The organism is Wolbachia endosymbiont (group A) of Lasioglossum morio, from assembly GCF_947250585.1.
In the GTDB taxonomy this organism is placed as follows: domain Bacteria; phylum Pseudomonadota; class Alphaproteobacteria; order Rickettsiales; family Anaplasmataceae; genus Wolbachia; species Wolbachia pipientis.
The window spans coordinates 743,146-769,634 of the sequence record NZ_OX366327.1 but is presented as its reverse complement, the minus strand read 5'-3'; the positions used below and the strand labels follow the sequence as shown (position 1 = coordinate 769,634).

Annotated in this window: 25 protein-coding genes; 11 read left to right on the top strand and 14 right to left on the bottom strand. The window is 35.0% G+C overall.

Annotation, left to right across the window (positions count from 1 at the left end):
• Positions 1-302 precede the first annotated feature (302 nt).
• On the bottom strand, positions 303-1,397 hold the full coding sequence (ychF, locus tag OOK89_RS03800; protein ID WP_264718747.1) for a redox-regulated ATPase YchF: 1,095 nt from the start codon (positions 1,395-1,397) through the stop codon (positions 303-305).
• Between the two features lie 117 nt (positions 1,398-1,514).
• Here ychF and OOK89_RS03795 point away from each other — a divergent pair, with 117 nt between their 5' ends.
• Both OOK89_RS03795 and OOK89_RS03790 read left to right on the top strand, forming a co-directional pair.
• Positions 1,515-2,450 (top strand): OTU domain-containing protein, encoded by a 936-nt coding sequence (locus tag OOK89_RS03795; protein ID WP_264718744.1) that lies wholly within the window; start codon positions 1,515-1,517, stop codon positions 2,448-2,450.
• An 87-nt stretch (positions 2,451-2,537) separates the two neighbouring features.
• On the top strand, positions 2,538-3,710 hold the full coding sequence (locus OOK89_RS03790) for a CCA tRNA nucleotidyltransferase (protein WP_264718743.1): 1,173 nt from the start codon (positions 2,538-2,540) through the stop codon (positions 3,708-3,710).
• On the opposite strand, the gene OOK89_RS03785 is transcribed toward OOK89_RS03790, so the two are convergent.
• The 3 genes from OOK89_RS03785 to OOK89_RS03775 form a co-directional block, all read right to left on the bottom strand.
• Complete coding sequence (locus OOK89_RS03785; protein ID WP_044471207.1) at positions 3,694-5,418, bottom strand: hypothetical protein; 1,725 nt, start codon at positions 5,416-5,418, stop codon at positions 3,694-3,696. The two genes, OOK89_RS03790 and OOK89_RS03785, sit on opposite strands and share 17 nt — an antisense overlap.
• A 135-nt stretch (positions 5,419-5,553) precedes the next feature.
• Positions 5,554-6,087, bottom strand: coding sequence for an HK97 family phage prohead protease (locus OOK89_RS03780; protein WP_006280514.1), 534 nt, complete (start codon positions 6,085-6,087; stop codon positions 5,554-5,556).
• Between the two features lie 250 nt (positions 6,088-6,337).
• The gene (locus OOK89_RS03775; protein ID WP_264718741.1) at positions 6,338-7,159 is read right to left on the bottom strand and encodes a hypothetical protein; all 822 of its coding nucleotides are present in this window, start codon (positions 7,157-7,159) and stop codon (positions 6,338-6,340) included.
• A 171-nt stretch (positions 7,160-7,330) separates the two neighbouring features.
• On the opposite strand from OOK89_RS03775, the gene OOK89_RS03770 reads away from it, so the two are divergent.
• Together OOK89_RS03770 and tatC are read left to right on the top strand one after the other, a co-directional pair.
• Entirely contained in the window at positions 7,331-8,449 is a 1,119-nt protein-coding gene (locus tag OOK89_RS03770; protein WP_264718739.1) for a type I glyceraldehyde-3-phosphate dehydrogenase, read from the top strand.
• A complete protein-coding gene (gene tatC / locus OOK89_RS03765) occupies positions 8,446-9,207 on the top strand; it encodes a twin-arginine translocase subunit TatC (protein WP_264718738.1) in 762 nt (253 codons plus the stop codon). Before OOK89_RS03770 ends, tatC begins: the two co-directional genes overlap by 4 nt.
• Positions 9,208-9,260: 53 nt before the next feature.
• On the opposite strand, the gene OOK89_RS03760 is transcribed toward tatC, so the two are convergent.
• Positions 9,261-9,716 carry an arginine repressor gene (locus OOK89_RS03760; RefSeq protein ID WP_065094904.1) on the bottom strand — a complete coding sequence of 152 codons (456 nt, stop codon included), beginning with the start codon at positions 9,714-9,716 and terminating at the stop codon, positions 9,261-9,263.
• A 125-nt stretch (positions 9,717-9,841) separates the two neighbouring features.
• Here OOK89_RS03760 and OOK89_RS03755 point away from each other — a divergent pair, with 125 nt between their 5' ends.
• From OOK89_RS03755 to OOK89_RS03745, 3 genes are read left to right on the top strand one after another with little or no spacing between them, the layout of a single operon-like run.
• Positions 9,842-10,576 carry a substrate-binding periplasmic protein gene (locus OOK89_RS03755; RefSeq protein ID WP_151807878.1) on the top strand — a complete coding sequence of 245 codons (735 nt, stop codon included), beginning with the start codon at positions 9,842-9,844 and terminating at the stop codon, positions 10,574-10,576.
• Positions 10,576-11,223 carry an amino acid ABC transporter permease gene (locus OOK89_RS03750; RefSeq protein WP_264718737.1) on the top strand — a complete coding sequence of 216 codons (648 nt, stop codon included), beginning with the start codon at positions 10,576-10,578 and terminating at the stop codon, positions 11,221-11,223. Before OOK89_RS03755 ends, OOK89_RS03750 begins: the two co-directional genes overlap by 1 nt.
• Positions 11,207-11,848: an amino acid ABC transporter ATP-binding protein gene (locus OOK89_RS03745; protein ID WP_065094901.1), complete on the top strand. Its 642-nt coding sequence runs from the start codon at positions 11,207-11,209 to the stop codon at positions 11,846-11,848. The genes OOK89_RS03750 and OOK89_RS03745 overlap by 17 nt, the downstream gene beginning before the upstream one ends.
• A gap of 389 nt (positions 11,849-12,237) precedes the next feature.
• On the opposite strand, the gene OOK89_RS03740 is transcribed toward OOK89_RS03745, so the two are convergent.
• Both OOK89_RS03740 and OOK89_RS03735 read right to left on the bottom strand, forming a co-directional pair.
• Entirely contained in the window at positions 12,238-12,798 is a 561-nt protein-coding gene (locus tag OOK89_RS03740) for a phage major capsid protein (RefSeq protein ID WP_264718736.1), read from the bottom strand.
• Positions 12,702-13,439 (bottom strand): phage major capsid protein, encoded by a 738-nt coding sequence (locus OOK89_RS03735; RefSeq protein WP_264718735.1) that lies wholly within the window; start codon positions 13,437-13,439, stop codon positions 12,702-12,704. Before OOK89_RS03735 ends, OOK89_RS03740 begins: the two co-directional genes overlap by 97 nt.
• Positions 13,440-13,487: 48 nt before the next feature.
• On the opposite strand from OOK89_RS03735, the gene OOK89_RS03730 reads away from it, so the two are divergent.
• Positions 13,488-13,781: a hypothetical protein gene (locus tag OOK89_RS03730; protein WP_010962608.1), complete on the top strand. Its 294-nt coding sequence runs from the start codon at positions 13,488-13,490 to the stop codon at positions 13,779-13,781.
• 192 nt (positions 13,782-13,973) lie between these two features.
• On the opposite strand, the gene OOK89_RS03725 is transcribed toward OOK89_RS03730, so the two are convergent.
• From OOK89_RS03725 to OOK89_RS03700, 6 genes are all read right to left on the bottom strand, one after another.
• Entirely contained in the window at positions 13,974-14,771 is a 798-nt protein-coding gene (locus tag OOK89_RS03725) for a hypothetical protein (protein WP_264718733.1), read from the bottom strand.
• Between the two features lie 49 nt (positions 14,772-14,820).
• The gene (gene pyrF / locus OOK89_RS03720) at positions 14,821-15,495 is read right to left on the bottom strand and encodes an orotidine-5'-phosphate decarboxylase (RefSeq protein ID WP_006280567.1); all 675 of its coding nucleotides are present in this window, start codon (positions 15,493-15,495) and stop codon (positions 14,821-14,823) included.
• A gap of 30 nt (positions 15,496-15,525) precedes the next feature.
• Entirely contained in the window at positions 15,526-16,848 is a 1,323-nt protein-coding gene (locus OOK89_RS03715) for a coiled-coil domain-containing protein (RefSeq protein ID WP_264718732.1), read from the bottom strand.
• A gap of 164 nt (positions 16,849-17,012) precedes the next feature.
• Complete coding sequence (locus OOK89_RS03710) at positions 17,013-18,140, bottom strand: coiled-coil domain-containing protein (protein ID WP_264718730.1); 1,128 nt, start codon at positions 18,138-18,140, stop codon at positions 17,013-17,015.
• Positions 18,141-18,314: 174 nt separating this feature from the next.
• Positions 18,315-19,808 (bottom strand): AAA family ATPase, encoded by a 1,494-nt coding sequence (locus OOK89_RS03705; protein WP_264718729.1) that lies wholly within the window; start codon positions 19,806-19,808, stop codon positions 18,315-18,317.
• 78 nt (positions 19,809-19,886) lie between these two features.
• On the bottom strand, positions 19,887-22,346 hold the full coding sequence (locus OOK89_RS03700) for a valine--tRNA ligase (RefSeq protein ID WP_264718727.1): 2,460 nt from the start codon (positions 22,344-22,346) through the stop codon (positions 19,887-19,889).
• A gap of 251 nt (positions 22,347-22,597) precedes the next feature.
• Here OOK89_RS03700 and OOK89_RS03695 point away from each other — a divergent pair, with 251 nt between their 5' ends.
• A complete protein-coding gene (locus OOK89_RS03695; RefSeq protein WP_264718725.1) occupies positions 22,598-23,851 on the top strand; it encodes a hypothetical protein in 1,254 nt (417 codons plus the stop codon).
• A 50-nt stretch (positions 23,852-23,901) separates the two neighbouring features.
• On the opposite strand, the gene OOK89_RS03690 is transcribed toward OOK89_RS03695, so the two are convergent.
• The gene (locus tag OOK89_RS03690) at positions 23,902-24,417 is read right to left on the bottom strand and encodes a gamma carbonic anhydrase family protein (protein ID WP_264718724.1); all 516 of its coding nucleotides are present in this window, start codon (positions 24,415-24,417) and stop codon (positions 23,902-23,904) included.
• A gap of 144 nt (positions 24,418-24,561) precedes the next feature.
• Here OOK89_RS03690 and secG point away from each other — a divergent pair, with 144 nt between their 5' ends.
• Complete coding sequence (gene secG, locus OOK89_RS03685; protein WP_264373820.1) at positions 24,562-24,882, top strand: preprotein translocase subunit SecG; 321 nt, start codon at positions 24,562-24,564, stop codon at positions 24,880-24,882.
• Complete coding sequence (locus OOK89_RS03680) at positions 24,882-26,486, top strand: CTP synthase (RefSeq protein WP_264718723.1); 1,605 nt, start codon at positions 24,882-24,884, stop codon at positions 26,484-26,486. The genes secG and OOK89_RS03680 overlap by 1 nt, the downstream gene beginning before the upstream one ends.
• The last annotated feature ends 3 nt before the right edge of the window (positions 26,487-26,489 follow it).

Sequence of the window (26,489 nt, the reverse complement as noted above, 5' to 3'; positions counted from 1 at the left end):
GAGCAATCTCCGCTAGGGAGGATGTCATCCCAGTGCCCTGACTACTTGGATCCAGGAATTTTGATTAGAGATTAAGTTGGTGAGTATAAAAGTAGCTAACCTTATGTTAAAACACAATATTTTTGGTGAGGGGTTGTATTAAAAGCTGGATTCCAGACTGGAATGACACCGTCATAAAGGAACCAGTGTCAGCTACTTGCATGACACCCTGACAACCGTCATCCCGCTACTTGTTAGCGGGATCTATGCTCAGAGATACCGCGAATGAATCGCGGTATGACGTAGGACTGCTCCCCAGAAAGCTACACATTAAACCTAAAGTGCATTATATCACCATCTTGCACGATGTAATCTCTGCCTTCGAAGCGAATTTTTCCTGCGTCTTTGCAAGCTAATTCACTTCCATACTTTATGTAGTCTGCAAAGCCTATTGTTTCTGCTTTTATGAAGCCTTTCTCAAAATCAGTGTGGATTATACCTGCTGCCTTATCCGCTGTTGACCCTATTTTTACTGGCCATGCCCGTGCTTCTTTGGGGCCCACAGTAAAGAAAGTTATCATACTCAGCACTTCATACATAATACGCGCTACTCCATCAAGGCCTGATTCTTGTAAGCCAAATTCCGATAAAAAACTCTGTTTTTCCTCTTCACTATCAAGATTTGCAATATCTGCTTCGAGTTTTGCTGAAATGCAATAAAATTTGCTTTTATTTTCCTCTGCCATTCTCTCTACCTTTTTAGATAATTCATTGCCAGTTATAACATTTGTATCTTCAACATTGCAAACGTACATAACGGGCTTTGTTGTCAGCAATTGAAGCAACTTCATCTCATCTTCATTGATATTCTCCAAACTTCTTGCAGGTTTACCTAATTTTAAAGTAGCTAATACCTCTTGCATTAATTCAAGTTGTCTCTTTAGCTCTTTATCACCTTGCTTTGCTTTCTTTTCCAATTGAGGAAGCCTTTTTTCTATGCTATCAATATCAGCTAGGATTAATTCCATTTCTACCACTTCAGCATCTGATATTGGATCTATTTTACTGTGTACATGGCTGATATCGTCATCCGTAAAGCACCTGAGCAGATGAACGATGGCATCAACTTCTCTGATATGGCTTAAAAATTTATTGCCGAGCCCTTCGCCTTTACTCGCACCCTTTACCAGACCTGCAATATCTACAACTTCTAATTGGTTGTAGATTACCTTCTCTGAGCCTGCAATTGCTGCGATTTGTTTCAAACGTTGATCTTTTATCGAAATCTTGCCTATATTTGGCTCGATTGTGCAAAAAGGATAATTTGCAGCTTCGGCTGCACTTGACTCTGTAAGCGCATTAAATAAGGTTGATTTTCCTATGTTTGGTAACCCAACTATACCGCAGTTAAAACTCATATTTGCTATGTAAAATTATAACTATTGCATAATTTAAAAATTTCTGCTATACTTAATTAGTCGCTTATTGACAATTTTGTTGGTATAGTAATATATAGCTTAAATTAAGGTAAAACTATGACTACAGCTAAGAAACGGAAACTACCAAGTGACTTTCATGATGTTGAGGTTGGAATAAAAAGGCCCAGGATCTCAGGGCAAGAAATAACTCTTTTAAATAGTAACCCTTACCCTGACAATTTCTATGTAGGACAAGCAATTGGTAATGGAAGCTGTTTTTTTGACTCGTTCAGGCAAAGTCTAGAACAACAGACAGGAGAGCAAGTTACTGCCGAAAAATTAAGAAATGATTGTAGGGAATTTGCGCAAAAGAATCCACCAAAGTGGTTTACAAATGCAATTGTCAATAGTCATGATAACAATGGCCAGCACCGTAGTGAAACTGTAGATGATTATACAGCAGACATTATGCGTAACAGTAGGTGGGGTGATCCTGACGTTGAAGGCAGAATACTTTGTGAAAAGTATAAGGTAAAGCTACATGTTATAGAGAACCAGACTGTTGATAACCAAGATCTGTCTTTGCATGAATTAATAGACAATTCAGGTTCAAAAAGTGCAGGTGAATACAATAAAGTTGATTATGATGATAGTAGTATTGTGCATATAATAAACAAAGGCGGATTGCATTTCGAACCATTGCTTGATAGAAATAAAAGTTTAGCAAAACAACTGCAAGAGGAAACCAAACTTAAACAAGAGCAAGAACAAGAAGATTTCCTATTAGCAAAAAAGCTTCAGTTAGATGAGATCTTAGAATATTGTAACCTTTCAAAGGATATCTCTGAGAGAGCAGAGGTTGAAAAGGGATTTGATAAGTTATTGGCAGAAAATGCTGATGGAAAAATTCGTGATGTTGTAGGGCAGTGCGTTAGTGATATAAAGCAGCGCATAGAGCAGCAAAACCCTTCAAGCTTACCAAGATGTAGTATGGAGGAATCAAGAACAGAAAAAACATTTCATCAACAACAAATATCACAATTGGAAGTGTAAAATAAATCTTCATAGCCCTGTATATTTTTATATAGGGCTTTTGCAAGCATTTCATATAATATGAACTTGCAGTACGTACTAACCTAAATGCAAGTTGACCGTGAAACTAGTTTAATTATTGATGCCATAGAGGAATTTGGTGGTGAGGCTAGGCTTGTCGGCGGATGTGTGAGAGACTCAATTTTGCAGCGTGATGTCCACGACATCGATTTAGCTACTAATTTGCTTCCCAATCAAACAATTAAAGCGCTAAAACTCCGTAATATAAAAACTATTCCAACTGGCTTAAACCATGGAACTATTACTGCAATCTTAAATCAGAGGTCTTTTGAAATTACGACACTAAGGCATGATGTGAAATGTGATGGTAGGCATGCAAAAGTAGAATTTACTAATAATTGGCAAGCTGATGCTTCAAGGCGTGACTTTACATTTAACGCTCTATATGCAGATAAGCATGGCCATATATATGACTACTTTGGTGGCATTGAGGATTTAAAGGCGCGAAGGTTAAACTTTATAGGCAACGCTGAAGATAGAATTAAAGAAGACTATCTACGTATTTTAAGAGCATTTCGTTTTCATGCAAAAATATGTGTCGGAGATTTGAGTGATGAAATACTAAACGTATGCAAAAAGCATTCGCATATGATTCAAAACCTCTCTGGAGAGAGAATAAGAGATGAAATACTTAAATTGCTGGAGTGCAATGATCCTTTTCCAACACTTAAGAGCATGCAAGAATCTGATGTTTTGCAAAAGATTATCCCAAAAGAAGTAAAATGCGAAATTCTGTCTTCGTCACTTCTTTTCGGCACTGATGCACTAGTAAAATTAGCGTTACTCCTTAGGACCACCAAAAATGACAGGCTAAGTCTTGGAGAATATGTAAGTAAGTTTCTACGTCTTTCAAACAAGCAAAAGAAAAAGCTGTTATTTTTATTATCCAACGATATCAAAACAGAACTCTCAGAAAAAGAGCAAAAAAAATACATATCTTTATTTGGTAGAGAATTATATTGTGATTTAGTGAAAATTTGTGGTGTTGAGTCTGGAGAAAATGTTGATGAATACATTTCATTTGCTAACACATTCAATATTCCAAAATTTCCTTTATCTGGCGATGATTTAATAAGTATAGGTCACCAGCCAGGAAAAAGTTTAGGTAGAAACTTGGAATTGCTAAAACAACATTGGGAAGATAGCTCCTACACTTTAACAAAAGAGGAGCTGGTGCTTTATGCTAAGAGCCTATTCTAACTGCTTTCTGACTGTTCAATGAATGTATGCTTGCAATATTAGGGGAACTCATAGAGGAATTAGGTATATGTTCTTTTTTAGCTTTTTCTGTTAATTGATATTCGTTTACTCCTCCTTGAGTTTGATTACACATTCCCTGATCTGGAGATAAAAATTTATCTCTTATGCTTAATGCCAGTTGTAACTCTTGAATCTTATTTGAAAAACATTTCATTTTAGCCTCTGTTAATTTTCCTGTAACAATTTCTTTAAGCAATTCTCCTGAGTCGTTATTATTATTATTCTTGCTATTAAAGCTGTGCAAGATAGAGTCTACAATCTTATTTACCCCTTCTTGTTTGTTAAATTCTAATTTTTTTACGCATTTTCTAACAGAAGGTGACAACTTGGCTTTTAACGTGTCATCTCGTAGTTCTTTACCCATATTTTTTCCAATGTTACAATGTTCGTTGACAACTTCTTTAACCTTAGCTTCTATGATCTCCCTTGCGGATTGTTTCAAATTACTTTCTAATAATTCAAGCAGCTTACTGCTTTCAAATTTGCCATCATCTTGATTTGATAGAGACTTTATAGTTTCATTAAGCACGTTATGGCAAAAGTGTTTCTTTTCAAATTCAGAAAAACTTTTTTTCAACTCTTTATTTTTATCAGATAAAAATTTATCGCAATTCTCATTCCCACGAAGCTTAGATAAACCCTTTGGAATTTTTGACTTCATAGAACCAGTAGTTGATTTTGCAGTAGATACTGTACTCACTGTATCTGGCGCTTTAGTTTTTGTTTGCCCTTGTGTATCTTTCTCTGTTAACTTCCCATTTTGTTGTTCATCTTTAGCTGGTGAACTTTCAATTTGTTGATTTTTTAATGTCAGATTTTCATCAAGTGTTTTTGTACGCTCTCCAATAGAAAATATTGCAACATTTCTTGCTCTTTCTAATTTTGCATTCAGATGTTCAACTTGCTCTTGTAACTCTTCTTTTTTTTTCTTCGATTTTTCTTTCCTGACTTCTTCCACCCTTTCAAAAAGCTCGTTTATTTTATTGGTAAATTCTGCTCTGAGTTCAGTTAATTCTCTTCCCTGGCACCCTATCATCTCAGATTTTGCCTTCAACTTTACTAAAAACCCTTTCTCTTGTTTATCTGTAACTTCTACCAATTCTCTATAATTCTTTTTAAGTCTTATGATTATAGATTGCAATTCTCTATTTTCCTTTTTTAACGAGCTATTTTTTGATTGTAAGTCCGCTTTAAGCCTTATGATTATAGATCGCAATTCTTCAATTTTCACTTCCAATAAGCCATTTTTTGATTGTAAGTCTTCAACCTGCTGTGCTTGATCACTATTTTTATCCGTTGTTTCGACGTATTCGGTCTGCATTGCTATATCGTGAAATGTTACTTTATTAGTTTGAACCTCTCCATCCTTACTTATTACTCCACTTTGGCTCTCTCTTACTGCTACTTCAGGTTTTAAGTCAACTTGAACACTTCCATCTATTGTCTTAAAAGCATCAGTTTGAACTTCATTGTTTGCAGTAGTTTTATCGTAGTACAAAATATTTTCTGCCCATCTATTCCATCTCTTGGGCAATATTCGTCCAATCGTTTTTAGATATAACCAAGCAAATACAGTAGACCAACTGTATTTTTTTTCCTTTCGTTTAATATTAATTTCATAATTAACCTTATTATTAATATTTAGCATAAAATTACCTTATTTTTTAACTTTAATTTACAGAAAATTTTAATAGTAATAAAGTTATATATATTAGTATAAATGTTAAACAAATACTAACGCAGGTGTCAAATTATGGTAAAGTCTTTGCCCGCCTAATACACTTTAAGCAGAAATGTACATGTCTGCAAGTACAGCATTTGCTTTTTCTATCGCTCTTGCTAACACTTCCTGTTCATTGTTCTGATTTTTCACATTGATTACCTGAGCAGCCAAGTTTGCAGGAAAAGTGACCAAACTGACTTCCCATAATTCCACTTGTTTTAACACTCTAGCTCCACTTTTATGATCAACATCATACTCTATAGGTATATAGCCGATGGAAAGTCCGTTAATTGCCCCAGTTTTGAGCATCAAATACACTTCTTCTGCTTTCTGAATACCCAAAAGTAAATGTGCGGTTATATACAGGCCAACATCATTTTCATAAATATCTATGATGCTACCTATAGGTTCGTCAGGATTATGCTGCCAAAGGAGTTTTATTTTATTTCTGTTTAAATTTTCCTTAAATGCTCCGGGCAATATCAGATCATTTTGTTTATCAACTATGTTAAAAACGCTCGCATAACCAGAAAATACACCGTTTTCTCCTATACTTTTTATTGACAATGGTGAATAGAGAAATTTCTTATTCATAAGGCCTCCTGTAGGTTATAGTATTGGGAATTCTGTTTGCACAACGCACTGCAATGTCAAATCTATTATATGCAGTTCTCTAAAAAGGGAAAGTATTTTTTTTAGTTACAAAATAATAAATGAGACTATGAAAGCAATAAAGATCCCAGCGTCACGCGCTGGGATGACAGTAGGAAAACTCAGATGTGAAAGCACTCAATAACAGTCTAGAAAGTATTGAGATATGAGAAAAATCTGTACTCAGGTAACATCAACAATTGATATCTCTAGACAAATTTGATCCTACTTTTACTTCTGACAGAATAGAGATAACGTTCTCTTGTATTTTTTTATATCTAGCGATTTCTGATTCATTTTTTTGCACTTCCAATCTATTATGGAGTAAACTAGAAACATCTCTTACTAACGTAGAAATGTTTTGTGCGGCCTTATATGCTATTGTTCCAATAATAAAGCTAGCAAAGGTATTAATTCTATCAGTAGTAAAATCAGAAAAGTTTGACATGTTGGCATGGAAAACAGGAATGCAAGTAAGACTACCAGGACCATTATAGTAATTACCTTTAATAGCATTAATAGCCATCAAACTCACAAAGCTAGTAATACACCCAACAATAAAAGGTCTCTTATCACTGTGTCTAAGGTCCAAATGTTGGAAAGCATCTCTTATATTAGTAATTCTGCGTATTATTTCGTAGATATGTGAAACATTAGCATTATTACTTAATGAAATTCTCCTAGATTGTTCAGATTTTTCCTGTATTCTATTACTAATTTCACAATTAAAGTCATCAATGCTTATACCACATGATGTTAAAATACGAACCATATCTTGATTGTCGTTTTCTGATGCAGAATATAATGCTGCCTCATCCTTATAATCACGAAAATTGACATCTCCTCCACTTGATCTATAAACGCTAATTATAAACTCTTCTAAGCTCATCTTATGATTTTCTTCCAAATACCTTGACACTTCCTTAAAATATTCTTTATCGGTAGCAAGTTTGTGTAGAAATGATTGGCCTGAAATTTTTTCTAATTGATCTATAATGATCCTCTGTAATAACATAATTAGCCTCCTATTAAAGTTTCAATACTATTGATAAAATAATACAGTATTATAGTTCTTTAGTCAAGGTGAATATTAATATATTAAGGTTAAAACTGCCAATTAGCAGTCAAAAGAATAAAATGAAATATCAAGTGATATCCTCTATAATTAAATTTTTTGAATGAAGAGATGACGGTTCGCGTAGGAATTAATGGTCTGGGTAGAATAGGCAGAGGCGTATTGCGTGCTATTTTCGAAATAGAAGAATATAGCAAACAAATAGAAGTTGTAGCTGTCAATGGATCGCTCAGTGCAAAGCAGCATGCACATTTGATTAAATATGATTCTGTTCATGGCAAATTCAGTGGTGATATTGATTTTAATGAGTCTCAAAATTGGCTATCCATAAATGGCAGAAAGTTTTCTTTGTATAGAGAACGGAGCCCTGAAAATATTCCTTGGAATGTTGATGTAATACTTGAATGTACTGGTGCATTCAACAAACGTGAAGAAGCAATAAGGCACAATGCAGAGAAAGTAATTGTCTCTGCTCCAGTTCCGGATGCTGATGTCACTATAGTTTATGGTGTGAATGACGATATGCTCGAAAAAGAGCATAAAGTGATATCAGCAGGTTCTTGCACTACAAATTGCCTTGCTCCGATTGTGAAAGTCCTACATTCTAGTTTAAGCATAAAAAGCGGTTTTATGACTACTATACATGCCTACACGAATGATCAAAATGTTCTTGATGGTAATCATAAAGATTTGCGTAGAGCAAGGGCTTGCGGATTATCTATGGTGCCAACTACAACCGGGGCAGCAAAAACAATTGGTTCTGTCATCCCTGAATTAAAAGGAAAGCTAGATGGCACTGCCGTCAGAGTTCCGGTTAGCAATGTTTCTATGGTTGATTTTACATTTACGACTGATAAGAAAGCGACCGTTGAAGAAATCAATGAAATGTTTAAGGATGCAGCTCTCTCCTCTACGTCATTCCAGCGCGTGACGCTGGAATCTAATTTCTGGATCCCAGTGTCAGCTACTCGGATGACATCAGAGGGTACTAAGATGACATCAGAGGGTACTAGGATGACAGAGGGTTATCCAATGTCAAATGTACTTTCTATATGCGAGGAACCTTTAGTCTCAATAGATTTTGTGCATAACCCTTATAGTGCAATTGTGGATTTAACTGGTACATATGTTACAGGTGATATATGCAGGGTTGCAGCGTGGTATGACAATGAGTGGGCTTTTTCGCTGAGAATGTTAGATATAGCATTATTGAGCCATAGTAAAGTATGAATGAAAACTCGAACAAATATGCTTCATTTTGTGAGCACTTTGCGGAACTCAGAAAAAGAGTTATCTTTTGCTTTCTATTTTTTTGCGTTGCTTTTGGTTTTTGTTATTACTTTAAGGAAAATATATACCGTTTTCTACTTGCACCTTTAATAGAGGTCACAAAAGATAGCGATGATTTTTCTTTAATCTATACAGACTTAACAGAGGCGTTTTTTGTATATCTTAGGGTTGCTGTAATGAGTGCACTTTTGCTCTCTTTTCCTGTGTTTGCATGGCAATTCTATATGTTCTTAGCACCTGGGTTATATAAAAGTGAAAGGGCAGTGTTGTTGCCATACTTAATTGCAACACCGGTTTTATTTGTAACGGGAGCTACTGTAGTCTATTACTATATATTTCCTTTAGCCTGGAAGTTTTTTATCAACTTCGAACACAGTGGTAAATCCTTCGATATACCGATAGAGTTTATGCCATCAGTTAGCGAATATTTAGATCTCGTTCTCCAATTTATGTTTGCATTTGGCACTGCATTTCAAATTCCAGTAATACTTACATTGATGGTGAGAGTAGGGTTACTCACTACACAAAATTTGTCAAATAAACGCAGAATCGCGATAGTGGTAATTTTTATTATCGCTGCAATCTTAACTCCACCTGATGTATTAAGCCAAGTAGGGCTTGCAATACCAATGCTGATTCTATATGAATTGTCCATTCTGATATGTAGGTATATTGAAAAAAAGAAGACAAAGATTTAAACAAAGGAATCCCTCTTATCTTCTTTATATCACATTTTTAACTTACAACATTCTTATTCAGGACTTAAATATGGAAATGTTTCATAAATTGATTGTAATACTTTGTTAAGTTCAGCCTTACTTTTGATGATCAATAATACTGTATCATCACCTGCTATAGTTCCTATAATTCCTATGTTTTTGCTATTATTTAATGAATAAATAACATACTTCTGATCTAGAAAGTAAGCTAGGCTGCTAGCTTGTCCTGGTTGGGTATGTAGTACTATTAAACCAAAATCCGAAATTTGCATATTAAGTATCAATGGTAATTGATACTGGTTGATATCGATTACTTTATATACACCAGCAACTTTGGCAATTTTAAGTTTTTTTAATTTTCTTGATAAAGTAGCCTGAGGAATGTTGTGCCCTCTTTCTTTAAGCAAGGTCTGTAAATCGCTCTGCTCTAAAATTTCGTGATTTTGAATAATATTTAAAATATGTTCACCTAGTGTGTTGTCATGCATTATGCATTTTCCTCATATTGAATATGTAATAAGTATATTTGAAATTATATTCATTATTTCTTGACTATTCAATTTTTAATGTCTATACTCATAAGATGAATAAAACATGAATATAAATTAGTAATATGAAAAAATATATTTTAAATGCTATTATAGTGATAAGTATTCTATTAACAGGATGCAAGGAAGATAAACACGATAATATCATTAGATTTGCAATTTCTGCAGATTATCCACCTTTTGAATATTATGAAAATGGTAAATTTACTGGCTTTGACATTGAGCTTGCTCAATTAGTAGCAAAAGAGTTAGGTAAAGAAGCGATATTTAAAGATATGCAGTTTAGTACTATATTTGCAGCATTGCAAAGTAATTCTGTAGATGCTGCTATATCTACTATTGGTAGCACAGAAGAGCGTGAAAAAAATTTTGATTTTTCAAATAGTTATTATACAGGGGAATTTGGTATTCTATATCACAAAAATAAACCCATAGCCGGTATAAACAACTTAACTCACAAGAAGATAGCCGTTCAACTAGGAACTGTCATGGAAATTTGGCTAAAAGAGCATGTTCCTACAACAGCTCAAATTATTGCTATAGACAATAATAATCAAGCTGTAGAAACATTAAAGTCTGGTCATGTTGATGGCGTCCTAATTGATGAATTCCAAGGTAAAGTATTTAGCAAAAAAAATCCTGGTCTATCATGGTCAGCCATCGCTAAGTCAGATAATGGTTATTCTATTGCTGTGAATAAAGGATCTGATTTAAAGGATAAAATAAACGAGGCGTTAAAAAGTTTAGAAAGTAAAGGTGTAATACAAAAGATAGCAGAAAAATGGCTAGGAGATAACTGATGCAAGAATTAATTTCTAATTTCTTGTTTGTTGGAACAGGCCTTGCCTTTACTTTAAAATTATTGATTGGAGGACTGCTTTTAGGTATGAGTCTAGGAGGGTTATTTTCAGTACTCAGATATAATAAGATCTGTATTCCATTAATTAATGGAATTATATCTGTAATACGTGGCACCCCCCTTATATTACAGTTAAGTGTTGTTTATTTTATGACTCCAACCATTGCAGGAATTAAATTAAACATATTTAGTGCTGGCATTATAGCATTTGGTCTAAATAGCTGTGCTTATATTGCTGAGATTTTACGAGCTGGTATTGAAACTATATCAAAAAACCAGTTTGAAGCAGCTAAAACTTTACAAATACCTAGTTTCTATATGTGGAGAGATATTATATTACCACAAGTTATTAAAAATATTCTTCCTGCAATGATAAATGAGATCATTTCACTCCTTAAAGAAACGGCATTAATCTCTACTATTGGTGGTGTTGATATTATGCGCTCTGCGCAAATGCTTGCAGCAGAACAATTTACTTATTTTATACCACTTTGTCTTGCTGGGGCTTATTATTACGCTCTTGTATTACTAATTGAATATATAGGCAAAAAGATTGAACAGAAAGGTATATATGATAAAAATGCATAATGTTTGTAAATTATTTAATAATGTTCCAGTACTTAATAATATTAACCTGATTATAGAACAATCTATAGTTGGTCTTGCTGGTCCTTCTGGTAGTGGTAAATCAACATTGTTACGTTGTATACAAAAACTCGAAGTTTTAGATTCTGGTAGCATTGAATGCAATGATAGTACTGGTTTTGTATTTCAGGATTTTCAACTTTTCCCACATATGACTGTCTGGGAAAATCTTACATATGCTCCCAAACTTAAAAACAAAACTCAGGATCAAAGTGATTCACTACTTGAGTCTTTGGGTATTGCTTCTAAAAAAAATGATTACCCTAGTAATCTATCCGGTGGGCAAAAACAGCGGGTTGCGCTTGCCAGAAGCTTAATGATGAATCCAAGGATTCTATTATGCGATGAGCCAACGTCTGGTTTAGATGTAGCAACAATAGTCGACGTTGTGGAACTACTACAATCAGTTAGAGATATGGGTATTACTATGATTATCGCTTCTCACAATTTGGATTTTTTAACAAAAATATCAGATCGGATTATTCTGTTAAAAAACGGAAAAATAATTGTAGATATCAATCCTAAAGAAATTGATGAACCAACAAACTATTTAAAAAATAATTATTAAAAGAGAATCACTCATATCATACTGAGAGCTATAACAGATCTTAGCATCGAAAATTACATAATATACATTATGGAAAATAAATTACATAATATAAGAAGCAACGCTAAAAATAAAATCACATAATATAGCAAACTATAGCTAACCCAAGAAAGGTTTTCCTACGTCATACCGCCGCGATATCTCAGCATAGATTCCGCTAACAAGTAGCGGAATGACGAATTTTTGTTTTTCAAACTGTCGGTAAATCTAAGTCAGTTTAGCTATATGTGTCAAGCACTGGGATGACACCCTCCTGATGGGCCAAAATCACAATGTTCGTACAGTTATGGAATGAATCGCGGTATGACGTGTTGCTTTGATCAGCTATAAAGATGATGCTGCGGAAGTTTTTAGTACTTGCTCGCAACTTTCAACAATTTAATAGCACTGGTGTTTACAACCTCTCCGCCGACACGCTTAGTGACAAAAAACCTCACATAAGGTTTATTCGTATAAGGGTCTCTTAATATTCTCATTCCTCTGTTATCTACAATCTTATAAGCTTGTTTGAAATCTGCCATCGCAATTACTGGTAGCTGATTGTTTGGCGCTGGTGGCATATCGGCAGATTGATATACTGGTATTCCCATTAAAGTATCTGGAGCTTCAAGCGACAGACTTGGCTGCCAGAGATACTGACCTGTTTGAGATTTTAGCAGCCTGATATCCTTCAACGTACTCCTGTTTATCAAAAATGACGCATTTTTGGAATAATATTCGTCCAGAGAGTAATACAACATCATTATTGAATCACTATCTAATTTTTCAGTTTTAACTTGCTCTATTTTATTATAACTGTTTCCATTTTCATAAGCTAAAATTCCTTTTGGTTGAAAAGTGCCCTCACCCTTAATGAAGGCTTCGCTTTCTTCCTTACTAAAAGTCTCTCGGCAATCTTTTCCACCAGCCAACTCTCAACATCGACAAACGCATCATCGAGTAACTTTTGTGATATTTGTGGTTGAGCATATAACTCGTAAGTTGTGACGGAAATCTTTTGGATTTTGGGCGTGTCCGTATCTTTTGCAAAATCATACTTAGACTTATTGCCACCGTCCTCATCATCTACTGTTTCACTGCTCCAACCTGCACCGGCGCGGTCAAAATCTTCTATAATGTAATCCAATGTTTCAGTAGAGATTCTTTGACTGGAGCATATTTGTCGCATTGGGGACGAATCAGTTACGCGCTTGTTTATGCGTTTTACAATATGCGGAGTAACTAGATACCCTCCGATATCACTGTCATCTCCACTGAGGGTTTTGTGTGATAAACCGCTTTCCATTCCCTTGCGGATATAATCAGAAAAATATTTATCGCTTGTGCTAAAATCTGTATTTACTTCTGGGCGTTGAGCTGCAGTTTCGATCAAGTCTAAACGCTCTTTGCAACTATCAATGGCATTATTTACCTTGCATAGCTGCTCAATTGTTGCAGAATCAGCACGCCCTTTGCTTTCAATTTCTTTTAGTTTGCGATCATTTATTAATTTAAATTGCTCCCATGATGAAGCGAGTTCATTGATACGGTGAGCGATATCGGTAAGTGACATAATAGCCTCCTTTGAAAATGAAATAAAAATGGAAATAAGGTAATAGGAATGGCATCCATAGATGTTTCCCACAGTTGTACGAATATTGCAATATGGTACATAGTAAACGATGTCATTCCAGTGCTTGACACTGGGATCCAGCTTCTATGCAACTTAATTAAAAACGTTTGTTTTAGCGTAAGACAACTACCTTTAGCTCATCAGCTCAGTTATAAGCAAAATTTCTGGATTCCAGTGTCAAGCACTGGAATGACATCATCTGTTGTGCAATTTACCTTTAAAAATGAATATCCGTACAGTTATGTGCTTGGCACTGAAATGGCATCATTTTTTATCTGTTGAAAATGTAAACCGGAAAATAGCGTGGCACTTTGTGCCACGCTTAGTACTGTAAGCTTAATCCAGTAATTAAATTAAGCGAGGTAAAATAAAAGATAATGACACTATATAATGTTCGTTCTTTTATGTCAAGCACTTTTTTGAATTTTTTTGGTGATAATTTTTATCCAGTTATTTTATTATTGTAGTATAATTTCAATGCCAGATACTATCATTATGATCACTATCTAAATTTAAATCGTAATTATCATCAAATTTATATATCCCCTCCATCTCTTCTCTATGCAATTCATGTGAATCACCTAAAGCTTTTTGATTAGAAACGTCAACACAATACTGTAACAGTGCTCTTAATGCTCCAGCACTATCTTGATCTAAATTAAAATTGCTAAAATCAAATTTCTGCATACTCTCCACATGTCCTTCTCTACATAACCTACATATCTTAGCAAAAGCCCTTTCACTTTCTCGACTCCAAGCATTAAGAAAGTAAGGATCTACTACTTTGCTAAATTGTTTCTCTATCTCTTCAAGAGAGCTCTCTGGATTAAGTTCTAATATTACTTTGAAAATCCCACTGCCATGGAATCCATAAAATTTACTAGATAAGCTATCTTTTACAAAATTAACTGCATCATCTATTGTAACACCAGAGCGAGATTCAAATATCATCTCAAATGCTCCATAACAACTATCAATACCAAAATTAATTATTTTTTCCATAAAATCAATTACCTCTTCTAAGGAAATTTGTGGCTTATTCCTCAAGATAACTTCTAAACTCTTGACAAAATTATGCCCATGCTGACCCATAGCATGGGTTTTCCCATTTATTGTATAATGATATAGCTTCTTATTTTCTATTATATGCTTATTGCACTGGTAGATATGTAGCTTATTCAATTTGCCAGAATATTCCTCTATTTCCTTATCTGGTAATTTTGAGCGGAATTCCTTGATTACTTCGCGTATTATTCTATTGATATTACTCATGCTTATTCCTAATTAATATGTTAGTATTTTTATAAATTAAGTTATTATATTAAAATTCTTTCATGGATTTCAATATTAGCTCCGCACTACTTGTAGTTTTTGTAATGGGTCTGCCAATGACGATATAATCAGCTCCTGAATTTATTGCTTCTTTTGGTGTTGCTGTTCTTTTTTGGTCGTCATGACCTGGATCTATACGAATTCCTGGAGTAATAATTTTAAAGTCTTCACCGCATTCTCGGCGCACTTCTTGAGCTTCTAGTGCAGAACAGACTACTCCATGGAGTCCAATCTTTTTTGCAAGCTTTGCAAGCAAAATTACCTGTGATTTTGCCTCTCTTGCTACTCCAAGCTCGTTTAAATCCTCATTGCTCATACTAGTTAGCACTGTCACTCCAATCAGCTTTATTTTTGTGCCTTGCACTACACTTAGCGCTTCTTCAAGCATTTTTGTTCCACCGCTGATGTGCAGAGTTAACATTTCAATGTTCAGAACTTTTATTACTTCAACTGTTTTGGCTACAGTGTTTGGAATGTCATGCAATTTCAGATCTAAAAAAATTGGTACATTGCATTTTGCAACTTCTTGCACTCCAGAAAGACCTTGAGCAGCAAAAAATTCTAATCCCAGCTTTACCATGCCAACTTTACCACGCAGAGCATTAGCTAGAGAAATAGCCTTATTTAAGTCTTGTGTATCCAGTGCGCATATTATTGGGTTCATTATCTTGCATGATTTATCTTATAATAAGACTCATTGTTGTGTTTTGCAAATACTTTCACTCTGATTGAACTGACTGCGTTCATAAGATTCTGTCAATAGTGAATTTGGCAACTTGGTCGGGGTGGATGAGCGACTGACAAATAATGATTCATATCCAAGATCTTCCAGCGAAGAAGAAGGCGTTTCGTCTGGCAAAAGCCGTGCAATTTCTCCTTGTAACGCAGACTTTAATATTTGAATCGTATCTAATATTGCTTTTCCATCATTATTTCTTATTGGTTCTTCTATATTGTCTGTTACGCATCTTATCAACAGTTGCGCAAAATTCACTTGTTTTTCTTTCTCTTTCAAAAAATCTTCTATTTGACTGTCTCGTTCTAAAAGTGAATTTCTTAAACTTTTTACTTCATTATTACAATCTTTTCTTATCCCATCTAACTCAAAAGATTGATTTTTAATTAAACCATTTGCTTCATCTAACTCTTCAAATTTCTCTTTTAATTCTTTAGATAAATTTTTCTTTTCTTTGTTGACCTCTTTAATTTTACATTGTAGCTTATCTAAGTTTGCATGCAGTCTTTCTTGTTCTTCACGTAATTCCTCTACTTCTTTAGAAAATCTATTTTTTTCCTTATTCAATGCCTCTACTTTTTCACTAAGTTCATGTTTTTTCTCACGTAGTGCCTTTTGTACTTCACGTGACGTTTCTATTCTATCATTTAACCCCTTATTCTCTAGCTCTAAATGTTTATTATCATCCACTTCCATCTTCAGCTTTGCAATAAATCTACTTCTTTCTTCCAACTGTTTCTTCAAACATGAGATTTCAAGTTTTAATTTCTCTTCCTGCTCATTAAGCTTACCTATTTCCTTTCTTGTTTTGTCCAATTCATTGTCTATTTCAAACGTACGATTCTTTGCTGTTTCTAATTTTTTCTCTAAAGATTTTTTTTCTTCAAGAAGAGATTCTCTCTCAACTTCTGACTCATTTACTTTCTGATCCAATCTTTTTGCTCTCTTGTCTAAATTTTGCTTCTCTCTAGTTAATTCATGTAATTGATTCTTCACTTCTTTGTTTGCAGCTTCTTCAGCTTCCTTTCCTAGAGTTATTTTATTTTCCAACTCTTGCTCTTTCTGAGCGAATTTATTTCTCTCAACCTCTATTTTTTTATTATTACTAATTATTTTATACGAAAGTGCAAGCACCAAAATAGATAATGTAGCTAAAGCAAGAATTAGAGGAAGAGGCACATTAGAAGTTACAATAAGCGCTAAAGATGTAAGTAACGTAAGAGTAGCTAAGGAACTAGCTACAAAATAAAATGCATTAGCCTCACTAAGCAAATTGCTCATTACTCCCCTCCCACCACGGACAAAACTCCAGCAGTCTTGTATATATTTATTAAAATTCTCTTATCTGTGGAGGAATTATAGTGCTGCACCTACAACAAACTTTCCTTTTTCAGCCTGCTAGCTAAAAATAGCTAAGGTTTTATGTATCCAGTGTACAACTGTACTCAAAATGTGTGGCAGCTGTTGGTCGGGGTAGAACATCCACTGGTATATCCAGGATCTTCCATAAATGAAGGAACAGACGTTTCGCCTGGCAAATATTGTGCAGCTTCTTCTACTAACACAGACTTTGTTGCTTGAATCACTTGTAATATTACTTTTTTATCATCATCTCTGATCACTTCATTTTCCCTTACTAATTTTTCTACCTCATCTGTTACATATTCTATCATCCGTTGCAAAAAAAGCACTTCTTCTTTTTTCTTTTCCAATAAAGCTTTTTGAAGTTGTTCTATTTGAGAGGATTGCTTCAAAAGTGAACTGTTTAATTCTTTCACCTTATTATCGCGATCATCATTCACTGTTGTTAATGTGTTATCAGATTCTTTCTCTTCTTTTTGTAAAGATAATGACTCCTTTTCCAGCTCCTTAATTTTAGATAAGTACTCTTTCTCCTTTGTACACAATTTATCAACTTTACTTTCAAGATCAGTGCGCTTTTGACGTTCATCACTAACTTTACCTTCTAATTCTTTCTTTTCCTTTTCCGACTGGCATAACTTCTTCTCTAATTCTTCTATGTCGCTTTCTGAGCTCTCATGTTGTTCTTCCGATTCTAAAGTTTTTAATTGTTTTACTTCTTCTACTTCTACTTTTTTTCTTAACATAGTTAATTGAGTACGCAGAGAAGAAGCTTCCCTACTTTTATGTTCTAATTCCAAGTTTAATTCATCTTCATATTCCAATCTTAAGCGTAACTCATCTTCATATTCTGACTTTAAACATAACTTATTCTTTTCACTTTCTAATTTGCATTGACACAATTCCTCCATTAAAGAATCCACTCTTTCATTCAATCTTGTATTTTCATCACGTAACTCTTGGTGTTCAAGAGAAAGCATCTCCTCCTTATGTTCTAACTGACCTTTTACTTTTGCTTCCAATTCTACATTATTACTAATTATTTTACATGAAAGTGCAAGCACCAAAATAGATAATGTAGCTAAAGCAAGAATTAGAGGAAGAGGCACATTAGAAGTTACAATAAGCGCTAAAGATGTAAGTAACGTAAGAGTAGCTAAGGAACTAGCTACAAAATAAAATGCATTAGCCTCACTAAGCAAATTGCTCATTACTCCCCTCCCCCCCACGTTCAGCAGTCTTGTATATATTTATTAAAATTCTCTTATCTGTGGAGGAATTATAGTGCTGCACCTACAACAAACTTCCCATCTTCAGTCTGCTAGCTAAAAAATGACTTAGACCTTGTGTATCGAGTGTACCATTGTACTTATAAGTCTAGTTAGCTATTGATCGGGGTAGAACATACTGGTATATCCAGAATCACATAAAGCGTCATTCAGCTTATGTGATGGTCTGGATGTGTATTGCTGTGATTCTCCTATAGAATTTTCAATTTTCCTGTTAGTCTGCTTATTCGACACCTCTCCAATATTATATTCAATACAAAAATCTTTAATTATAGTATAAGCAGAAGTTCCAATCTTGTTGTTTAACTTTTCAACTATATAATTTATAAAACATTCCACATCTGCTGCTGAGATAGAGAGTGTTGTAAGTCTTGTTTCGTTTAAAATTCTTAAGATAGCATGCTTGTACTTTTTATTTTTTAATTTTTCATTCAGACCATCCTTCAGTATATTCTTAAGTATACTTCCTTCTATCATAGTAAACTTGAGTTTACTACTCAAACGACTTCCCCTAACAAGTGATGCATCTAAATCTTGCAGACTAACATTAGTTGTAGCAAACACCGTCACACCTTTATCAGCTTCATCGAATCTAGTGAAAAAATAATTTAAAGGTACTCGATTGGCATCAGTGCGTCCCTTGCCAAAGCTGTCGATTTCATCTATAAGAACTATACAAGGAGCGTTTTCGTTTGCTTTATTAAAAAGCTCATTTATATTTGATTTTTCAAGCAAATCAGCTCCAGAAACTTTTATAAATGTAGTTAGAGATATCAGCTGATCCCCAATCGCCTCAACAATTGAACTCTTACCAGTTCCTCCTGGACCGTGAAAAATGAATCCTCTTTGTATTTTTTCTTGCTCTTCTTCTGAATCACCTGATTTTGCTGAAGACACTATATTAATATTATTTTTTATTGATTCATAAATATTTACTAATTTTGTTTTTATCTCTTTTATAAATATAAAATCCTCAAATGCTTTCTTCCCTCTTTTTTCACCTTTTGCGCAAAATTTCATAAAAATCTTTTCTTGTGTTTTACTTTCTGTTGCAGCACTAGCAATCTTTGCCTTTAGCTCTTCCATTTCATCTTTTGTTGCAGCACTACCAATTAGCTTTTCAACTTCATTACTAAGCTTATTTATCTCTTCTTTTGTTGCAACACTAGCAATCTTTACCTTTAGCTCTTCCACTTCATCTTTTGTTGCAGCACCATTAGCTTGCCTTGAAATTTCATCTAATTTTGTTTCGAGATCACTAACTTTCTTATTTAGCCCTTTGATTTGAGGTTCTAAGCTTTGTATTGTATTTTCTTGCTCTGCAGCTAATTCAGTTTTTTCATTAAGCTCCGCTCCTTGAGCAGCTAATTTTTTATTTCGACTAATCATCTTGCATGAAAGTACGAGTATCAAAGTAGATAGTATAGATAAACTCAAGGCAACAGGAAGAGCTACATTAAAGGCTGCAATTGAAGATAAGAATGCAACATAAGGAGCAACAGCGAGTGTCCCAGATGCAAGCAATGCCAAAGTAGCAAGAGTACCAGCTATAAGATATGGCGCATTAGTTTTATTATATAGATTTCCCACTATCGTTCCCTCATAAGTTAAAGTTATCGTTATGGTAACGCTCACATTAAAGGAAGTCAAACAAATTTCACATAAAAATCAATATAAATCTATATTCACTATGTATTTTCCGTTCTCAGTTTCAAGCTCAGACTGCATCCACTCTATCATTTCCGCATTGCACACTGCCTGCAAATCATTCTGCGCGGATTGATTCAATTTGTCCTCTCGTAGATCTGCTTTTATCACTAATTTCTTTATCAAATGCTTAACTGACACATTATTATCTGCTTTTATCTTTCTGATAATATTTAATATCTGAATAACATTATCTCCCATTTCCTCTGAATATTTATCGTAGATAAGCTCTTCTTTGCTCGGCCAATTACTTTGATTGTGTACAGAATTATAACTATACAACTGGTGATATATCTCTTCTGTAATATATGGCAGAAAAGGTGCAAATAACCGCAAAATAATATTCAGTACATATGCCAAGCTTTGTTTTGCACTTAAACTGCTTCCGTACGCACGTTTTTTTACTAACTCCAAGTAACTATCACAAAAATCCTTCCAAAAAAATTCCTCTATTACGCCCAAAGCTTCGCAGTATTCAAATTGTAATAGGTTATTCGTTGCTCTTTCTATAACTTTGTATAACTTAGACAATATCCACTTATCCATTGTCTCGTGAGCAGAATTTATGCTCAATGCTTGATGCTTTTCCATGAACATGGAAACGAACTTGCTAGCGTTCCAAAGTTTTGTAACGAGGCGCTTGCCAATTTTGAATATATTTTCAGAGTAGACTGTATCAACTCCAAGCCTTGAGTTCGCTGCCCAATAGCGCACTACATCAGCTCCATAAGTTTCAAGTATTACATGAGGAGTGATGATGTTACCCTTTGATTTACTCATCTTTTTCTCATCATCGGCTAAACACCAACCGCTAATCATAATGTTTTTCCAAGGTAAAGAATTTGCATGATAATGTGCCTTTAAAATAGTATAAAAAGCCCAAGTTCTTATTATCTCATGGCTCTGGCTGCGCAGATCTGCAGGAAATATCGTATCATAGCGATGATTTGGTAAGCTAAACTCACTGTTTACTGCCAGTGCACTTAGTTGAGGAGTAATTGAACTTGTGGCCCAGGTATCCATTACATCTTGATCTGGGATAACCTCTTCTTTGCTATACCCTTTTGGCAAATCTTTCAATGGATCTATAGGCAGGTCCTTTACTTCAGCTAGAATAATTTTACCTTCTTCTCCCTTACGTTTAGAATACCACGCTGGAAATGGCACACCAAAATAGCGCTGCCTTGAAATGCACCAGTCCCAATTTAGCCCTTCTATCCACACTTCCATACGTTTACGCATAGTAGCTGGATGCCAATTGCATTCTTTTACTTTATCTAATACTTGAGCTTTTTGCTCTAAAGTCTTGATAAACCATTGATAAGTAGGCAATATCTCAAGTGGTGCACCAGATCTTTCTGCGCACTTAACAGAATGAGAAATGTTAGTGCTTTCTACCAAAAGTCCTTTTTCAGTTAGGATTTCGATCATCCTCTTTCTTGCTGCTACAATTTTTAGTCCATTTATTTCATAGATTCCAGCGTCACGCGCTGGAATGACGCCGGGGTGTGGTGGAATGACATCATGAAGGTTCATCCTCCCATCCTGATCGATGATAATTTTCATCGGCAGATTATGCTTTTGCTGCCAATATATATCGAGCTCATCACCGAATGTACAACACATAACAAGCCCGGTGCCTTTATCTATTTTAACCTTATCATCTGCTATTATTGGAACTTTCTCCTCTGTTATTGGCACTACCGCTGTTTTTCCGATCAGATGAGTGTAGCGCGTATCCTCTGGATGACAAAAAACTGCAACGCATGCTGGAAGTAGTTCAGGTCGCGTAGTTGCAATATTGATCTGCTCATTTTCTTGAGTAGAGACAACTATCGTGTTTAAGGATGACTCAAAAACTTTATCTTCTATTTCTGCTTGCGCAATTGCGGTTTTATCAACTGGGTCCCAAAGGATGGGCTGCATTTTTCTATATGCATATCCCTTATTATATAGATCAATAAACGACATCTGTGAAAGCGTCACAGTTTCCTTGCTGATCGTGTGGTATTCCAAATCCCAGTCATAACTAATGCCGACCGATTTAAATAGTTCCTTGAATTCTTGCTTTGATTTTTCAATAACCTCATGGCACATCTCTATAAATTTTTCCCTGCCAACTTCTTTTGCACGGGTTTTATAGGTTTGTTCAACCAATCTTTCGGTGGGAAGCCCATTATCATCAAACCCAATCGGATAGAAAACATCTTTTCCCAGCATGCGTTGAAACCTTGCAATAAAGTCCGTGTGGCAATAGCTAAATATATGGCCAATATGGAGTTTTCCTGATATTGTCGGTGGAGGTGTGTCTATAGTGAAAGTGTTATCCTTTTCACCATTCCATTTATAAACTTTACTACCTTCCCATAATATGTTGCATTTGTCTTCAACTTCTTTAAAGCCGTATTTTTCTTTTAACATAAATATTTCTCAATTTTAAACTTTAAGCTAGCAACGTCATACCGCCGCGGTATCTCTAGATCCCGCTAACAAGCAGCGGAATGACGATGGTCGGTAAACCTAAATTACTTTAGCTATAGCACAATTACGGCAATTTTACGCCAAAATTTTTTGTTTACGAACATAAATTTTCTATGCTATGATAAAAATATTACTTGACCTTAGGTTCTAAGGGTATTATGTAATGTTAATCATATATATTGAGGTTTAATATGCTTACAGAGATTAATGGTACAATAAAGTTAGTTGGTGAAGAAAATGATCAGAAAATACAGCTTATCATTCCAGGAAGCAATTATGAAAAATTTAAAGAGTATGAAAACATTTCAAGTTCTAAAAAGTTTTATGCGGGTTTTTCACTAGGTAATAAGCAATTATATATTACCGGTTTGTTTGAACCAGAAAAAAAAAATCAAGCAGATAATATTGTAATCATGCCTATATCTTCAGCTAACAAACAAGGTAACGGAAAAGCTTGTACTACTGCAGCAGAAATAAAAACCCTGTTGGGCCTTGATAATACAAAAAAAGAAGTTGAGGTACAGATGCTTCAACATCCCAAAAAACAAGTAGAAGAATTGAAATCTAAAGTGCAAGAATTAGAAGCTGCAAAGAAGAAAGCTGAGGAGGAATTGAGAACTAAAACACAAGAATTACAAGATCAATTGGACACAGCTCAGCAGGAAAAACAAGACTTAGAAGCTGAAGTGGAAAAACTAAAGGCAATAGATTCTACAGCGTTACAGCAGCAGTTAGAAGAGAAAAATGCTAAAATAACAGAATTGGAAGCATTAGATGCTGTGGCGTTACAGCAAAAGTTAACAGAGAAAGAGAATGAAATGACAGCATTAAAAGCTCAACCAGATGCTGCTGTTACGAAGTTAGAGGGTGAAAAAACAACACTAACAAATAAAATAAAAGATTTAGAAGCACAGTTAAACAACCAACCAAATGCTGCTCAGTTAAAAGCCAAAGAGGATGAAATAAATAAACTAAATGATGAAGTTGCGCAGTTAAAGGCAGCACCAAATGATACTGCTGCTCAGTTAAAAGCCAAAGAGAATGAAATAATAGCATTAAAAGATCAAGTTCAGCAGTTGCAAGCAGCACCAAATGATACTGCTGCTCAGTTAAAAGCCAAAAAGGATGAAACAAAAGACTTACAAAATCGATTGACTGAAGCTGAGGAGAAAAATAGAAAACTAGAAGATAAAAGCAAAACAACTGAGCAACCAAAACAAGGCAATGGAGCACGGTACACTGCTACTGTTGGTATGGGTCTTGCTGCTGGACTGATAGCATTTACTGCACTTGAACGTACAGTTAAGTTAGAGATGTTAGTAATGATTGGTATAGCAGTAGCATCTGCACTCGTAGCCGGTGGTATTACATATGCAGTATTACCTAGTACTCAAGTAGATGGGGCAAAAGCACAAGAAGTAAATGAGAATGGGAAAAAGAAGTAACAAGGGTTAAGCCGAAATGTACGTGTCAAGTAAAACACTTGACGCGAACTTCAGTTTTTATATTCCTTCATTAGCATAATATAATTTTGTGCTGATTGTGTAATAAGTTTAATTTCTTCATTCGACATTTTTTTGAAGAATTTTGCTGGCCTGCCAGCCCATATTTCCCCACTTTTTATCACTTTTCCGTGTGTTACCAGTGAGCCAGCAGCTACCATAGCTTCAGGCTCCACAACTGCATGGTCCATCACGGTAGAGCCCATACCAATAAACGCCTTATCATGCACCGTGCATGCGTGCAACACACAAAAATGTCCCACTGTTACCATGCTGCCAATAATTGTGTCACCACCTGGGTTTCTATCCACATGAATTACCGTTCCATCTTGAATATTTGTTCCATCACCTATTTTTATTGATCCAACGTCCCCTCTGATTACACAATTAAACCAGATGCTTGCATCTCTTCCTATTTCAACCTTGCCTATGATATGCGAACCACCTGCGATGAAAGCACTTTCGTCTATTTTTGGTTCATAATCTTTGTATTTTAAAATGTGATACATATTAAGCCCAAAGTCTTATGCATATGTTAATCAAAATAAGGTAAGCAGTAAATACATACTTAGATTTCAAACTACTTGGGTGACAGATGTTCTTGACTTACGTGCTTTGTACTGCTAAGATTTTTATTTTCAGCCCTATCTATAATGTCAGTAGCGGTATTAAGTATATTTCAAATAATATTGGTTGTTGTGTTAGTAATTTTAGTGCTCTTGCAGCCGCCTGGAAGTAGTTCGTTAAGTGGTTTTAGTAATACACAACAGGGGGTCAACTCGATGATTCCAGTGAAATCTTCTGAAAACCCGCTCAGCAGAGTAACGGCTATTGTTGCTGGATTGTTTATTATAAATACATTGCTATTGTCAGGATTATGTTCAAAAGACGTACATAAAAAATCGATCGCAGAAAAAATTATATTAGAAAAAAAGCAAGAAAGTGAACCTACTTCTGTTCCATTTGAAAATTAATGAAGGAAGCTAAATTTATCTTTGTCACAGGTGGAGTTGTGTCATCGCTTGGTAAAGGCTTAGTTGCTTCGAGTGTTGGTGCGCTTCTTCAAGCTCACGGTTTTAAGATCCGTATCAGAAAACTTGACCCGTATCTCAACATTGATCCTGGGACAATGAACCCAACTCAGCACGGAGAGGTATTTGTTACCGAAGATGGTGCTGAAACTGATTTGGATCTTGGGCATTATGAGCGTTTTACTGGAATTAAAGCAACAAAAGATGACAATATAACAACTGGTAAGATATATCATGAGTTATTGAAGAAAGAGAGGCGTGGTGATTATCTGGGCAAAACTGTGCAAGTCATTCCTCATGTAACAGATTTGATCAAATCGTTCATTTTTGATGGTACGGAAGGTTTAGATTTTGTAATATGTGAAATAGGCGGAACTGTAGGTGACATTGAAAGCCAACCATTTTTGGAGGCTATACGCCAAGTTAACTACACATTAGGAAAACAAAGAGTTATCCTTATTCACTTAACTTTAATACCATATCTTACCGCAGCGCAAGAATTAAAGACAAAGCCAACGCAGCATTCAGTTCGAGAGTTAAATTCCGCGGGGTTACAACCAGATATTATATTATGCCGCAGTGAGAAAGAAATTTTCGATAATCAAAGAGAGAAAATAGCTAAGCTTTGCAATGTTTCTTTATCCAATGTGATACCTGCTCCTGATGTGAGTCATATATATGAGTTACCGGTGTTGTATAGCCAATGTGGGCTTGATACGCAAATTTTGGAGCACTTTCATTTAAGTAAGCCAAAACCAAGCTTGACTGAATGGGATCAAATAGTGCATTCCATAAGGCACCCAACACAGGAAGTTACTGTATCTATAGTGGGAAAATACACCGAATTCCCTGATGCATACAAATCACTGGTTGAAGCATTAAATCATGGTGCGATTAGTAATAAAGTCAAAGTAAAGATAAATTGGGTTAACTCAAGAGAGAAGGAAGAAAAACCTATAAATGAAAAACTTATAGGAGAGAAATTACAGAATTCTCATGCAATCCTTGTTCCAGGGGGGTTTGGTGATGACGGAGTAGAGGGTAAAATATTAGCAATAAATTATGCCCGTACAAATAATATCCCATTTTTCGGAATTTGCCTTGGTATGCAGCTTGCAATTATTGAATTTGCTCGTAATGTTGTTAAGCTTGAAGATGCACACTCTGAAGAATTTCGTAACTGTAAACATCCAATCGTTAAGTTAGCTGGCGATCAAGATGACGATCTTGGTGGAACCATGAGACTTGGGGCATACAAATGTAATATAAATGCAAACTCTAAAATGATGGATGCATATAGTAACACTACTATTTCAGAAAGACACAGGCATAGGTACATAATCAATTCAGATTATAAAGATGACTTAGAAAAAAATGGGCTGTTATGCAGTGGCATATCAGAAGATGGAACGTGCATAGAGGCAGTGGAGTTAGAGAGTCATCCGTGGTTTATTGGTGTGCAGTTTCATCCAGAGTTTCAATCAAAGCCGTTTTCTCCTCATCCTCTTTTTGTATCATTTATTGAAGCAGCAATTGATAAGAAATAAGTG

Bases quoted from the DNA above. Each gene is read 5' to 3' on its own strand.
- OOK89_RS03715 (WP_264718732.1), bottom strand. From the start codon at position 16,848: ATGAGCAATTTGCTTAGTGAGGCTAATGCATTTTATTTTGTAGCTAGT.
- OOK89_RS03790 (WP_264718743.1), top strand. From the start codon at position 2,538: ATGCAAGTTGACCGTGAAACTAGTTTAATTATTGATGCCATAGAGGAA.
- ychF (WP_264718747.1), bottom strand. From the start codon at position 1,397: ATGAGTTTTAACTGCGGTATAGTTGGGTTACCAAACATAGGAAAATCA.
- OOK89_RS03775 (WP_264718741.1), bottom strand. From the start codon at position 7,159: ATGTTATTACAGAGGATCATTATAGATCAATTAGAAAAAATTTCAGGC.
- OOK89_RS03730 (WP_010962608.1), top strand. From the start codon at position 13,488: ATGGCATCCATAGATGTTTCCCACAGTTGTACGAATATTGCAATATGG.
- OOK89_RS03770 (WP_264718739.1), top strand. From the start codon at position 7,331: ATGACGGTTCGCGTAGGAATTAATGGTCTGGGTAGAATAGGCAGAGGC.
- OOK89_RS03700 (WP_264718727.1), bottom strand. From the start codon at position 22,346: ATGTTAAAAGAAAAATACGGCTTTAAAGAAGTTGAAGACAAATGCAAC.
- OOK89_RS03735 (WP_264718735.1), bottom strand. From the start codon at position 13,439: ATGTCACTTACCGATATCGCTCACCGTATCAATGAACTCGCTTCATCA.
- pyrF (WP_006280567.1), bottom strand. From the start codon at position 15,495: ATGAACCCAATAATATGCGCACTGGATACACAAGACTTAAATAAGGCT.
- OOK89_RS03750 (WP_264718737.1), top strand. From the start codon at position 10,576: ATGCAAGAATTAATTTCTAATTTCTTGTTTGTTGGAACAGGCCTTGCC.
- OOK89_RS03725 (WP_264718733.1), bottom strand. From the start codon at position 14,771: ATGAGTAATATCAATAGAATAATACGCGAAGTAATCAAGGAATTCCGC.
- secG (WP_264373820.1), top strand. From the start codon at position 24,562: ATGTCAGTAGCGGTATTAAGTATATTTCAAATAATATTGGTTGTTGTG.
- OOK89_RS03690 (WP_264718724.1), bottom strand. From the start codon at position 24,417: ATGTATCACATTTTAAAATACAAAGATTATGAACCAAAAATAGACGAA.
- OOK89_RS03680 (WP_264718723.1), top strand. From the start codon at position 24,882: ATGAAGGAAGCTAAATTTATCTTTGTCACAGGTGGAGTTGTGTCATCG.
- OOK89_RS03755 (WP_151807878.1), top strand. From the start codon at position 9,842: ATGAAAAAATATATTTTAAATGCTATTATAGTGATAAGTATTCTATTA.
- tatC (WP_264718738.1), top strand. From the start codon at position 8,446: ATGAATGAAAACTCGAACAAATATGCTTCATTTTGTGAGCACTTTGCG.
- OOK89_RS03695 (WP_264718725.1), top strand. From the start codon at position 22,598: ATGCTTACAGAGATTAATGGTACAATAAAGTTAGTTGGTGAAGAAAAT.
- OOK89_RS03710 (WP_264718730.1), bottom strand. From the start codon at position 18,140: ATGAGCAATTTGCTTAGTGAGGCTAATGCATTTTATTTTGTAGCTAGT.
- OOK89_RS03785 (WP_044471207.1), bottom strand. From the start codon at position 5,418: ATGCTAAATATTAATAATAAGGTTAATTATGAAATTAATATTAAACGA.
- OOK89_RS03745 (WP_065094901.1), top strand. From the start codon at position 11,207: ATGATAAAAATGCATAATGTTTGTAAATTATTTAATAATGTTCCAGTA.
- OOK89_RS03780 (WP_006280514.1), bottom strand. From the start codon at position 6,087: ATGAATAAGAAATTTCTCTATTCACCATTGTCAATAAAAAGTATAGGA.
- OOK89_RS03795 (WP_264718744.1), top strand. From the start codon at position 1,515: ATGACTACAGCTAAGAAACGGAAACTACCAAGTGACTTTCATGATGTT.
- OOK89_RS03760 (WP_065094904.1), bottom strand. From the start codon at position 9,716: ATGCATGACAACACACTAGGTGAACATATTTTAAATATTATTCAAAAT.